14 protein-coding genes are annotated in these 12,258 nt (G+C 53.8%); 7 read left to right on the forward strand and 7 right to left on the reverse strand.

Annotated features, from left to right (window positions below; all coding sequences use genetic code 11):
- The first annotated feature begins 164 nt into the window (after positions 1–164).
- The gene (locus tag ACIQY3_RS02130; protein ID WP_054054944.1) at positions 165–620 is read left to right on the forward strand and encodes a carboxymuconolactone decarboxylase family protein; all 456 of its coding nucleotides are present in this window, start codon (positions 165–167) and stop codon (positions 618–620) included.
- Positions 621–688: 68 nt separating this feature from the next.
- Complete coding sequence (locus tag ACIQY3_RS02135; RefSeq protein ID WP_403016789.1) at positions 689–1,009, forward strand: DMT family transporter; 321 nt, start codon at positions 689–691, stop codon at positions 1,007–1,009.
- A 6-nt stretch (positions 1,010–1,015) separates the two neighbouring features.
- Here the strand turns inward: ACIQY3_RS02135 and ACIQY3_RS02140 are convergent, their stop codons facing one another.
- The 3 genes from ACIQY3_RS02140 to punR all read right to left on the reverse strand — a co-directional run bounded on the left by ACIQY3_RS02140 (position 1,016) and on the right by punR (position 2,571).
- Positions 1,016–1,213 carry a helix-turn-helix transcriptional regulator gene (locus ACIQY3_RS02140; protein ID WP_403016791.1) on the reverse strand — a complete coding sequence of 66 codons (198 nt, stop codon included), beginning with the start codon at positions 1,211–1,213 and terminating at the stop codon, positions 1,016–1,018.
- Positions 1,210–1,584, reverse strand: a complete 375-nt coding sequence (locus tag ACIQY3_RS02145) for a hypothetical protein (protein WP_403016793.1) — start codon at positions 1,582–1,584, stop codon at positions 1,210–1,212. The genes ACIQY3_RS02140 and ACIQY3_RS02145 overlap by 4 nt, the downstream gene beginning before the upstream one ends.
- 66 nt (positions 1,585–1,650) lie before the next feature.
- Complete coding sequence (gene punR / locus ACIQY3_RS02150; protein ID WP_403016795.1) at positions 1,651–2,571, reverse strand: DNA-binding transcriptional activator PunR; 921 nt, start codon at positions 2,569–2,571, stop codon at positions 1,651–1,653.
- A 123-nt stretch (positions 2,572–2,694) separates the two neighbouring features.
- Here punR and punC point away from each other — a divergent pair, with 123 nt between their 5' ends.
- Entirely contained in the window at positions 2,695–3,894 is a 1,200-nt protein-coding gene (gene punC / locus ACIQY3_RS02155; protein WP_403016797.1) for a purine nucleoside transporter PunC, read from the forward strand.
- A gap of 243 nt (positions 3,895–4,137) precedes the next feature.
- Here the strand turns inward: punC and ACIQY3_RS02160 are convergent, their stop codons facing one another.
- Positions 4,138–4,458, reverse strand: a complete 321-nt coding sequence (locus ACIQY3_RS02160) for a hypothetical protein (RefSeq protein ID WP_403016799.1) — start codon at positions 4,456–4,458, stop codon at positions 4,138–4,140.
- A 268-nt stretch (positions 4,459–4,726) separates the two neighbouring features.
- On the opposite strand from ACIQY3_RS02160, the gene ACIQY3_RS02165 reads away from it, so the two are divergent.
- From ACIQY3_RS02165 to ACIQY3_RS02175, 3 genes are all read left to right on the forward strand, one after another.
- Positions 4,727–7,306: an EAL domain-containing protein gene (locus ACIQY3_RS02165; protein WP_403016801.1), complete on the forward strand. Its 2,580-nt coding sequence runs from the start codon at positions 4,727–4,729 to the stop codon at positions 7,304–7,306.
- A 103-nt stretch (positions 7,307–7,409) separates the two neighbouring features.
- The gene (locus ACIQY3_RS02170; protein WP_403016803.1) at positions 7,410–7,712 is read left to right on the forward strand and encodes a hypothetical protein; all 303 of its coding nucleotides are present in this window, start codon (positions 7,410–7,412) and stop codon (positions 7,710–7,712) included.
- A 167-nt stretch (positions 7,713–7,879) separates the two neighbouring features.
- Entirely contained in the window at positions 7,880–8,245 is a 366-nt protein-coding gene (locus ACIQY3_RS02175; protein WP_403016805.1) for a hypothetical protein, read from the forward strand.
- Positions 8,246–8,319: 74 nt separating this feature from the next.
- Here ACIQY3_RS02175 and ACIQY3_RS02180 read toward each other — a convergent pair whose 3' ends face one another.
- The 3 genes from ACIQY3_RS02180 to ACIQY3_RS02190 all read right to left on the reverse strand — a co-directional run bounded on the left by ACIQY3_RS02180 (position 8,320) and on the right by ACIQY3_RS02190 (position 9,902).
- A complete protein-coding gene (locus ACIQY3_RS02180) occupies positions 8,320–8,796 on the reverse strand; it encodes a phage infection protein (RefSeq protein ID WP_403016807.1) in 477 nt (158 codons plus the stop codon).
- A gap of 331 nt (positions 8,797–9,127) precedes the next feature.
- The gene (locus tag ACIQY3_RS02185) at positions 9,128–9,529 is read right to left on the reverse strand and encodes a GFA family protein (protein ID WP_403017630.1); all 402 of its coding nucleotides are present in this window, start codon (positions 9,527–9,529) and stop codon (positions 9,128–9,130) included.
- A 100-nt stretch (positions 9,530–9,629) separates the two neighbouring features.
- On the reverse strand, positions 9,630–9,902 hold the full coding sequence (locus ACIQY3_RS02190) for a hypothetical protein (RefSeq protein WP_403016809.1): 273 nt from the start codon (positions 9,900–9,902) through the stop codon (positions 9,630–9,632).
- Between the two features lie 355 nt (positions 9,903–10,257).
- Between ACIQY3_RS02190 and ACIQY3_RS02195 the strand changes: the two genes are divergently transcribed.
- The gene (locus tag ACIQY3_RS02195) at positions 10,258–11,988 is read left to right on the forward strand and encodes a DUF6119 family protein (RefSeq protein WP_403016811.1); all 1,731 of its coding nucleotides are present in this window, start codon (positions 10,258–10,260) and stop codon (positions 11,986–11,988) included.
- The last annotated feature ends 270 nt before the right edge of the window (positions 11,989–12,258 follow it).

Below are 12,258 nucleotides of genomic sequence, written 5' to 3' on the forward strand. Positions count from 1 at the left end.
ATCCTACGAACCCCATGACCCAGGCAAAAGATCCAAGAAATGCCTTGGTGACTGGTCCATGAATGCGAAGTATGGCCCATGACAGTAGACGGATCATGGACCTTCACCCATAGGCCATGAAGCACCACGATGGAGTCCTCCAAACAGCCAACAGAGGATTCATCATGACTAATCGCATCGACTACGCCAGCGCTTCGCCCGACGGTTACAAGGCCTTCGGCGGCGTGTACGTCACCCTGCAAAAGTCCGGTCTGCCCCACGAACTGATCGACCTTGTGTACCTGCGCGTCTCGCAAATCAACGGCTGCGCCTACTGCATCGACATGCACTCGCGGGATCTGATCAAGCTCGGCGTCAGTGTGGAAAAACTGGTGCTGGTGCCGGTCTGGCGCGATGCCGGTGCCGTATTCAGCACTCGCGAACGCATCGCTTTGGCCTGGGCCGAAACCGTCACGAACGTCGCCGAAACCGGCGTGCCAGACGCGGACTATCAAGCCACCGCTGCCGAGTTCAACGATAAAGAACTGGCCGACCTGACTTACGCCATCGGCTTGATGAATGCCTTCAACCGCTTTGGCGTGACGTTCCGCTCGATCCCTGCGGCTGCCAACAAGGCCTGAACCCTTTAGGCGAGCGCCGTGTTGGCGCTCGCTCACCTCTCACTTGCTAAACGAAAGGAGTTGTCACCATGGCATGGTTATTACTAGGTCTCGCCGGCATCCTCGAAATCGCCTTCGCGTTTGCCATGAAAGGCTCGGAAGGTTTCACCCGATTGACCCCCGGACTTATCGCCGCCGCTACCGGTGTGTCGAGCGTCTACATACTTTCCGTGGCGCTGCGTTCATTGCCGGTGGGCACGGCTTATGCGGTGTGGACCGGCATCGGCGCGGCGGGCACAGCGATCCTCGGGATGGCGATATTGGGCGACTCCACCACGCCGTTGCGGGTGCTGTGCATTGTGCTGATCTTGGGCGGTGTTATTGGGTTGAAGTTGGTGTCGGCGAATTGATCGGCTTCAATCAACTTCATCATCAAAAATACTCTCGATCGGCATCTCAAACGCCCGGGCAATTTGAAACGCCAGCGGAAGGCTCGGGTCGTATCGCCCATTTTCAATGGCGTTGATTGTTTGCCGCGAGACATTCAACAGCGCAGCCAGATCAACTTGCGACCACTTACGCTCGGCGCGAAGTTCTTTCAGTTTGTTTTTCATTGATAACGACGTCTGGCGACCTGAAGCCCGATGATCCACATCAAACCCATCACCGGCCACACAAAGGTCCAGTTGAGATGGGGAAAACCGACATTCTCCAGAAAGCCATAACTGAAGGTGAGCAGCGCGGACGCCGCAAAAGCAAAACCAAGTGCCTCGAACTGGATGCGTAAGTGCATTTCATCCATCTGTCGAAGATTGCGCACGATGGCCCAGCACATCAATGCTGCCGGCAGCATTGGCATCAACGTTACGGCAACCCGCAAGGCCGTGCTGGCGTTTTCCAGATGTTGTAGCAGCGTTAGCGAGCCGGCCAACATGATCATGTAGAGGGTGAGCGAGGCGGCCATTTCGTAGTAATAGCGTTTCATTTCATCGTCCTGATGTAAAAGGTGCTTTACATACTCGCCGAAGTTTTTCGCGATGTAAAGGGTGCTTTACGTTGAGAGCTGCTCGCCATTCAACCACTCCTGATTCATCGTATCCGCATCGCCCAGGTAATCGAGCAACCAAGTCATGGCGGGCGAAAGCTTGTTTTGATTCCACGCCACGCACGACGGGCTGGCGGCGAAGGGGCGTTGCAGGTTCAGGGCGACCAGTTCGCCTCGCTTGATCAGCGGGATCACCAGGTGCGCCGGCGCCATGCCCACACACAAACCTTCGCGCAGACAATCCAGGGCCGAGGCCCAGTTCGGCACCACCAGCCGCCGTTGATTATCCAGCGACCAGGTGTCGCGTTTCGGCAGGTGGCGCGAGGTGTCGTTCATGCACAGCGCGGGGTAGGGGCGCAGTTGATCGTCGTCCAACGGCCCGTTTAATGCGGCCAATGGATGCCCGGCGCTGGCGATACACAACCAATTCAACAGGCCCATGTCGCGAAAGCTGTAGTGACTGGCCACCGGCACCGCACTGGTGGCGCCGATCACGATGTCGGTGCGCTCATCGGCGAGGGCGTCCCACACGCCGTTAAACACTTCGTAGCCGAGCAGCAACTCCACGTCGGGAAACTGTTTATAAAAATCCAGCACCAGTTGCCGACAGCGCTCCTGTTTGACGATGGCATCCACCGCGACTTTCAACTGACCGCTCCAGCCGTTGGCCACTTGCTGGCACAGGCGTCGGGTGTCGAGCATGCTCTTCATCACCCCGCGAGCCTGCTCGATAAACAGCTTGCCGGCCGGCGTCAGCTCGACATCGCGATGCCGCCGCACAAACAACGGCACCGCCAGCCATTGTTCCAATTGGCGCACGGTGTAGCTGACCGCCGACGGCACGCGATGCAACTCCTGTGCGGCGGCGCTGAAACTGCCATGCCGGGCCACGGCATCCACCACATCGAGGGAATATTCAGACCACATTCAGTTGCCTTCAAAAATATTGATAAGAACCTCCAATTATTATCGCTTCACACCAAAAGCTCACCACCCATAATGGCACGCTGCTAACAAATTATTTGATTTGAAGATTCCGTTAGGGCGTTGATGAAAAACTCGTTTGGTTTCACCTGCTACTTGATCGGGCTGAGCGTGCTCGGCTACCTGGGCATGGACATGTATCTCCCGGCGTTCGGCGTCCTTGGCGGCGACCTGCACTTGTCGGCCGGCGCGGTCGGGGCGAGCCTGAGCATCTTCCTCGCCGGGTTTGCCGTCGGGCAATTGTTGTGGGGACCGATGTCGGATCGCATCGGCCGCAAACCGGTGTTGCTCATGGGCTTGAGCCTGTTTGCCCTGGGCTGTCTCGGCATGTTCTGGGTCGAAACCGACGTGCAACTGTGGGCGCTACGCTTTATCCAGGCCATCGGCGTATGTTCGGCGGCGGTCAGTTGGCAAGCGCTGGTGATCGACCGCTTCCCGGCACACCAGGCCAATCGCCTGTTCGCCGGGATCATTCCGCTGATGTCCCTGTCGCCCGCACTCGCGCCATTGCTGGGGGCGATGCTGCTTAATCACTGGGGCTGGCAGGCGATTTTTGCTGTGCTGCTCGGTGTCAGCGTTGCCTTGCTGGTGCCCACCGCTCTGCTCAAAACCACGCCAAAACGCCTGACAGCCAGCGGCGAACGCTCCTGCATCAGTTTCGGACAACTTCTCAAGTCACCGGCCTTTAGCGGCAACGTACTGATCTACGCCGCTTGCTCCGCCGCGTTCTTCGCCTGGCTCACCGCCTCACCCTTCATCCTCGGCGGCATGGGCTACAGCCCCAGCGACATCGGCCTGAGCTACGCACTGCCCACCCTCGGATTTTTGATTGGTGGCTTCAGTTGCCGCAGTTTGCTGCAACGGATCAGCGGCCACCTCATGCTGCCGTGGCTGATCCTTGCGTATTGCCTGAGCATGGTCGCGCTGTACCTGGTGGCGACATTGACCACACCGAACCTGACCACATTGCTGATCCCGTTTTGCCTGATGGGATTGGTCAACGGGGCGAGTTTCCCGATCATCATTACGAATGCGCTGATGCCATTCCCGGAAAATTCCGGCAAGGCAGCGGCGCTGCAAAACGCGTTGCAACTGGGGGCGTGCTTTGGCGCGAGTCTGCTGGTGTCGACGTGGATCGAGCAGCCGTTGCGGATTGCGGTGGTGGTGATGCTCGGGACGGTGCCGGTGGCGGTTTTGGGGTATTGGATTCAGGGACGGAAGCGGGGAGAGGTGGAACGGTTTGGGCGGGTTGAGACAGATCAGTAACGGAGTTCTGAAAATCCCAAACAAAACACGTTCCCTGTAGCAGCTGGCGAAGCCTGCGTTCGGCTGCGAAGCAGTCGTAAAACCTGGTGCACGGTTTTCCTGAAGCACCGCGTTGGCTTATTTCGCGACTGCTTCGCAGCCGAACGCAGGCTTCGCCAGCTGCTACAGGTTGGGTTTAAGACACGAAAAAGCCCGGCTGATCAGGCCGGGCTTTTTGTTGAGTACCGCGATGAAACCATTCATTTATGCGGTGCGGTTTTGGATCAGACGATCCGAGCCACCTTCAGCAACGCGGTTCTCGATCAGGCGATCAGAGCCACCTTCGGCAACGCGTTTTTCGATCAGACGATCCGAGCCACCTTCAGCCACGCGTTTTTCGATCAGACGATCAGAACCACCTTCAGCCACACGATTCTCGATCAAACGATCCGAACCACCTTCAGCCACTCGGCTTTCAATCAATCGATCCGAACCGCCTTCAGCGATCATGGTGCGAGAAGGCGCGGCAAAAGCGTTAACTGCAAAAACCGAGAAAGCGATGCTGAGAAGGATTTGGCGTTTCATGATGGTGTGCTCCGGGGGTGTTATTGGTTGGTATGGATGCGATGTTACGCCCCGGAATTTTTAAGAGAACTTCATTGATGTGATGGTGACTATCGACGTTGGCAATGGTTGAGGAGGGCGCCTTTCCAGCCGCGTTTTCCACCTGGAACCCGCGTCAGCGATGCGCATTTAAAGTGCCGTCAGGCAGAAGTCCGATGATTCACTATTCTGTCATCACAGCCGATAGCCTTATGTGCAAGCACCTTGCACCCACGACCAGCGGGAAACTATGCCGAACAATCTCGCCCCTATCGTCTCAACGCTCGCCAATCGATCGAGCCTGTCGCTGGCACGTGCCTCTTTGTTCAAGTTCGTGGGGCTATTGGCGGCCGTATTTTTACTGGCCAGCGGTTCACTGATTTATCTTGCGCATGATCTGGACCGGACCGAAGAGGTCGAGAGCGCTTTCTACACAAAGAAGGCCATGCAATCGCTGGAAAAATCCATGCGTTCAACGGTCAAGGACTACGCCTTTTGGGGCGATGCCTACAAGCATCTGCACACGGATGTGGACGTTGACTGGGCCTACACTCGGCAAAACGTGGGTTCAACGCTGTACTCGGATTTTGGATTTCAAGGGGTGTTTGTCGTCAACGACGCCAATCGCACCGTCTATTCGGTGATCAAGGGTGAGCTCAAACCCGTTGCCGCCGCCGAGTGGCTGGAGCAGTCCTCCCTTGCCGTGATTCTCGATAAAGCACGTGCCGGCGCGGAGACAGAAACGCCCACAACGGCTTTTATCAATGTAAAAGGCGTACCCACCGTCATCGCAGCAGCCGCGATTACCCCGGGAACCGACCCGACCGTGGTGCCTGATGACAAGCCGCCGTCAGTGTTGATTTTCGTGGATATGTTGAACAGCACCAAACTCGCCCTGATCGGCAACGATTTCGGGGTCGATCGCCTGCATGTCGCCACGCCTGACGAAATGGACTCAAGGTCATTCCTTCTATTGGGCGATGACGGCACGGCCGGTCGCCTGCAATGGCATTCATCAAGGCCCGGCCTGCGTTTATTGGGGGGAGGGCTGCCATTGATCGGCATCGCTGCGCTGTTGGTGTGCCTGATGACCTGGTTCATTTTGCGGCGTGCGACGGCTGCCGCGCAGGCACTCGATGCCAGCTACACATCGCTGCAACGCAGTCAGGACGCCTTCGCCACGAGCGAAGCGCGGTTTCGCGACGTCGTTGAAGCCAGCTCGGACTGGGTCTGGGAAATCGATGCCGACTGGCGTTTGACCTTCTTGTCCGAGCGATTTGAAGTCGTTACCGGGCTTTCCAGGGATGCCTGGACCGGCGCCCTGATCGATGACCTGTTGCATCTCGAATCAGGCACGTTATCCCAGTGGCTCAGCATCCCGAAGCGCCGTCCGGACATCAGCGTCCAGTGCCGCTATATCGACAGCAAAGGGCAGGAGCGCATCACCCGTTTATCCGCTCGAGAAATGGCCGGGGAAGGATTCCGGGGCACCGCGACCGATGTAACCGAGGAAGTTGAAGCCCGTCGCCGTATCGAATTCCTCTCACAGCACGACGCCTTGACCGGGCTTCCCAACAGGACACGTCTTCAGGAGTTTCTTGACGGCAAACTCAAGGCACTGCCAACGGCGGAGCAACCGTTGATCATGCTCAGCCTGGACCTTGACCGGTTCAAACCGGTCAATGACCTGCTCGGGCATGCCGCCGGTGATTTGGTCCTTAACCAGGTATCGAGCCGCCTCGCCGATTGCGTGCGCGAAGGGGACCTTGTCGCGCGTATCGGCGGCGATGAATTTGTCCTGATCCTCACTGACGTCAGCTCGCAGGACGAAGTCGAGGCGCTCTGTCGGCGTCTGATCGAATCGATTGAGCGACCTATAGCCATCGGCGAGCAAGAAGTGTTCGTCAGCGCCAGTATTGGCATCGCGATGGCGCCGACGGACGCTATTGAGGCTGCCGAACTGCTTCGCTACGCGGATATTGCGTTGTACGAGGCCAAGGCCGGAGGTCGTAACACCTGGCGCTTTTACGCGGGCGACATGAACGTCAGAATCATTGAGCGGCGTCGACTGGAAAGCGACCTGCGTTATGCGATCAAACACGGTGAACTGCGGCTGCATTTCCAGCCACGCTATCGAATCGCCGACGGTCAAATGGTCGGTGCCGAAGCATTGGTACGCTGGCAACACCCCGTGCGCGGTTTAATCCCGCCCGACACGTTCATCCCGATTGCCGAAGAGTCCGGGCTGATCCTCTCTTTGAGCAACTGGGTCATGAATACCGCCTGCCACTGCGCCGCACAGTGGCCAAAAAGTCTGTTTGTCTCCATCAACCTTTCACCGATCGAATTCAGGCAAGGCAACTTGGTCGAGCGCATCCAGCAAACCCTGCACGACTCTGGCATCGACCCCGCCCGGGTAGAACTGGAAATCACTGAAAGCGTCATGCTCGACGACGCCGCCGGCGCACTGGAAGTGATGCGAACACTCAAACGCCTCGGTGTGCGGATATCCATGGACGACTTTGGCACGGGATATTCTTCACTGAGTTACCTGCGCGAATTTCCTTTCGACGGCCTGAAAATCGACCGCAGCTTTCTGAGTCGACTGGTTGAAAGTGAGGATGACAAGGCCATCGTCCAGGCCATCGTGGGCTTGGGACGTGCGTTATCGCTCACCGTGACGGCAGAAGGCATTGAAACGGCGGAGCACCTGCGACTGCTAAAAGCGGTGTCCTGCGATGAAGGTCAGGGCTACTACTTGAGCCGGCCGCTGGAGATTGAGGCGTTTAACGCTTTGGTGGAACGTGCAGGAGCCAAAAGCATCGTTTGAATGGCTTAGATGGAAACTGATGGCTAATTGATTTCAAATTGTTACCGCTGTCATGGTTTTTTTGTTAGATTGCGCGCCTCAAAAATTAACCAGGGACGGCGTTATGTTTTTTGTTATTTGGCAAGGATGGGGCCTTCTGGCAGTTGTTATCCCGCTGCTCTGCGTCATACCTTTCGCCGGGCTCGGCAATGGGCTCGGGCTGGGTGTCGGCCTGTTGGTCGGCGCGGCCGTCAACGCCTATGTTGGCCACCGGATGAACAACCAGCCGGGCAAGATCTACATCGATAAAGACACCGGCGGCGAAGTCGTCTTTCGCAAAAAACACACGCTGTTCTTTGTGCCGATGCAGTACATCTCGGTGCTGTGGGCGGTGATGGGTGTGTTTATGTTGTTGAATGCGCACTAAGACCTGATTTCAGGTACAAAAAAGCCCGGCTATTAGACCGGGCTTTTTATCGTCTTGAATTCGTAGCTCCGGACATAGCTGAAGCAGAGCCTTAATGAGTCACGACACAATGGCTTAAGATCATCGAACGCTGGAATGGACCCTCTCGACCAAAGGACGCGACATTTATGGAAACTCCCTTTTCTCAAGTCAGCGAGCGTTTGCACAATCGCCGATTTACGGTAGCGGGTAACGCCCACGGGGTATCCGGCGCAGGCACGGTATTTCATTACCAAGTCGAGAAAGATGCCATTTCGGGCACTTACCAGGGCGGCCGGATTCGCACGGGGCATCAAGTCGGACGCGTGACAGGTCCCGATAGCATTGAACTGCTTTATCACTGCCTGACGACAGAAGGCGAGATGCTTGCCGGCTGGTCCCGTGGCACGGTAGGCGTTGATGACGCAGGGCGCACCACGCTGGCCTTCGTATGGGGTTGGTTGTCGGGTGCGAGTGGGGGCGGGGAGTCCAGTTACGTCGAGCTAGTCCCATAGCGGCGTTTCAGACGTGAAAAAGCCCGGCTGATCAGGCCGGGCTCTTTGTTGGGGATTGCTTTAAAGCTATTTACTTATGCGGTGCGGTTTTGGATCAGACGGTCCGAACCACCTTCTGCGACGCGATTCTGGATCAGACGATCAGAGCCACCTTCGGCGACGCGGTTCTGGATCAGACGATCCGAACCACCCTCAGCAACGCGGTTCTGGATCAGACGATCAGAGCCACCTTCGGCGACGCGATTCTGGATCAGACGATCCGAACCACCCTCAGCAACGCGTTTTTCCAGCAGACGATCCGAACCACCTTCAGCAACGCGATTCTCGATCAGACGATCGGAACCACCTTCAGCAACGCGTTTTTCGATCAGACGATCCGAACCACCTTCAGCCACACGATTCTCGATCAAACGATCCGAACCACCCTCAGCCACACGGCTTTCAATCAACCGATCCGAACCGCCTTCAGCGATCATTGTGCGAGAAGGCGCGGCAAAAGCGTTAACTGCGAAAACCGAGAAAGCGATGCTGAGAAGGATTTGGCGTTTCATGATCGTGTGCTCCGGGTGTTGTTAGTTGGGTATGGAGCGGATGTTACGCCGAGGATTTTTTATGAGAACTTCATTGACGTGATGGTGACCATCGACAGCAATGATGATCGCCTCGATGGGCCATCGCCAAGGTCGATAATACCGCCATCGACTCACTCCCCTGTGGCGAGGGGGCTTGCCCCCGTTCGGCTGCGAAGCAGTCGTAAAGTCAGGCACCACGGTCCGTCAAACAGGCCCCATCGACAGGCGCCCCTGTGGCGAGGGAGCTTGCTCCCGCTGGGCTGCGAAGCAGCCCTAAAACCCGCAATCGCACTCCATCAGGCAAACCCCATCAACCCTCCTGCGGCCACTGATCCTCAATTTCAAACCAAGAAGCCCTCTCCGAAACACACGTATGCCGCTGCTTCTCCGCCCGGAACGGCGTATCCAGCGTCCCAATCGCAACCGAAATCCAATCCGCAAACTCGCCATTCGAATCCGACCAGAACAACGAAGTCCCACAATTCGAACAAAACTGCCGCGTGACCCCGGCCGACGATTGAAAACGCTTGAGCGCATCCACACTGCTCGCGATGGAAATGTCCGACCGGGGAACGCTGGCATACGTCGCGAATGCGGCGCCATGGGCCTTTCGGCATCTGCTGCAATGACAGTGGGACACGGCTTTCAACTGACCCGAAACCTCATAGCGCACCGCGCCACAGAGACAGCTGCCTTGATGAAATTCATCCATGCTCATCGGTTACTCGAAAAAAGAAGGGGAGACGCAAGATCCGCCATGCTACGGCATCACGGACACAAAAAAACGGGCGCCAAACAGGCGCCCGTTTCATTCACTCCTTAACCTGCGCCCGCAAACGCCGGCCAATCACATCCATCAAGTCACAACCGTCACGCAATGGAATGACCAACAGCTTGGAGAAATCCGCCAACACCACCGTGTCACAACCGATCTCGGCGCGGTAGGCGATGTTTTCCAGTACCTGCGTGACCGTGCGGATGCGGTAATCCGCCGTGGCTTGCAGGACGTCGAGTGGAGCGTGGGTGTCGATGAGCAGGGAAGCCGGGACCAGGTCGATTCCGGTTAGGGGCATGTATCTTTCCATAAGGGTGAAACTCCGAATCAGATTTAAGTAAAGGACTGATCCGATCTGCAGGTCGCCAAACCTGGTCGCTTTTTGGGGGACGGGGTGACTGTAAGTTTTATCGCCTCGTGGGGATAGGCGTAATTTCCGAGGTTGTTGTAGGACGGTTATGGATTGTAGGCGGGAGTTTGGACTAAGCGGGTCCGAGACGTAGGACAAGTAGTCCGCTTCAGCCAGGAGCGGACGGTAGGACTAGGAGTCAGTCCCTACCCAAAGAAAATTTCCGGTTTGTCCATAAAGATAAGGGTGATTCATTGACATAAGCACTAATGCTGCTTAGCTACTGAGTAATGTGTGACTAATCCGAGGGGAAACCATGACTGAACAGGGAATTGAGATCGCACAAATATCGTTTTTTCTCGCAAGAGAAAATAAAAAAGTCGATTCCTTATTTGATCAAAAAAAAGACGTTTTAAAAAATTTGTCCGCAAGAGAATTCAAATTCTCAATCAACGAGACGGATTGTCTGTTTATATACTTCGAGACAACGACCACGAAATCAAACCCACCATGGCTAAACTTTATTAATGAAAAACTCCCTTCGGACGGAGCGCCGCTCTTCAGCTCAATAAGCAAGAATCCAAATGGAATTTTATTTCTTACCGTCAAAAGTAGAGTGTTTGCTGCAACCTTTGGTCGGAGTGCCGTGAGCTATCTTGATCGCGATGTTTTTGAGCCGGATTTTGGAATAAAAACAGCTATGAATATGTGTGGTAACGAAGAAATACGCCAGACAAAAAGTGAGAGTCACGCAATAACACCAACACATATTGATAGGCAGGTTAATAAACCAGTTGACTCTTTCGCTTTTGGCCTAAGCGAAGCGGAAGACTTGAGGTATATCTCGGCTCACATGAAGGATCACAGAAATATAACGCTTCAGGGACGAAACAATTTAACAATAAAAATTATTGGGAAAGAGAAGCTTAGCTGGCAGGTCTTGATCGACTACTGTGAAAATTTCTTAGTGGCTTATGCAAGTAAGGAATATACTAGGCTATTTCCAAACTATAAGCATTTTAACGAGGCGGTGGAGTCAGATAGCAACTCGCTAGATGAGTGTTTAGTCACTCAGCTCCGCTTAAAAAATACGAGTAGCATTAGTCTTGGGATACCAGAGGTGCTAATTGATTCTGATTATGGATTCGCCTACTCGAACAACAAAAGATCGGATGATAAAATCTATGCATATCTAGAAATTTGCCAAATATTCGACCATATAGATGCGGGAAAAATAACTGTCGCGAAGCTGAAATCTAAACATATATATGCATACTCGTATGAAGAGGATCAGGTGCTTGGCTACAAAAAATGGCCACTATATAACTGTCTATCTTTTGAGCAAAGCCTTGGGGGTAAATATTTTGTATTAAGTGATGGGAAGTGGCTCGAGGTAGATAGTGACTTTTACAGCGAAATCACCAACTTCACCAAAGTCACGCTCCACGAAGAAGCTTGCGAGGAGGTTTATAGGGGGATAGATATTAGCGATGATGTAAGAATGCAGAATAGAGAGAGCATTTTTAACAAAAAAATCTGCGAAATTCGTCCCTCATGCGTTTTGTTTGATCAGGCAAAACTTAAAATAGGCTCTGGTCGTAAAGACAAAGAATTCTGTGACATTCTAGATCTCACGAATGAGGATAAGATCAGAATTATTCATTGCAAACCATACAAAAACTCTTCCTCAACAAATTATTTATTTTCACAGGCCCAATTCTATTGTCATGCCTTCATTAACGATCAATCTTTCCTTGGTGAGATTAGGAATTATATAAGTTTATCTGCCAGCACAAAAAAGACAGAGTACTTAGACTACATAAAACCTAATATAGCGGATTTACATGGCAAGGATTATGTTGTTTGTCTTTGGTTGTTATACGATCAGCGCGTAACGATTCCTGTTAAAACTGAAATACCATTAATGGCTCAATATGAATTAAAACTGATGCACGAGCACTTGCGAAACACATGCAAGTTTCAAGATGTGATAATACGGTTTATTCCAGTGGTCAAGAAAAATTATGTCAAAGCTGTTTCCCATTAAAAGTGCTTTTTGTCTGTGCCCAGCTTTACTGGCATTCACCTGAAGCCAATCTGCACAAGACAAATTATGATTAACATAAACTACCGCAGCGCTTTTCGGTGCTGTTGAATCATGAGGTAAAAGGAGTGTTATGGCAATCGACTTGGTAAAAATTGCTCAATCAATTTCGAAGACTGGCTTCAAATTGGAATTTGAGATTGGACAAACTTTTCGGCAAGACAGCTGGCATCTAATTAGCAATCGTTGCTACATTGATGACCTGGAGGGGAC

Source organism: Pseudomonas sp. NPDC096950 (assembly GCF_044762525.1).
Lineage (GTDB): Bacteria > Pseudomonadota > Gammaproteobacteria > Pseudomonadales > Pseudomonadaceae > Aquipseudomonas.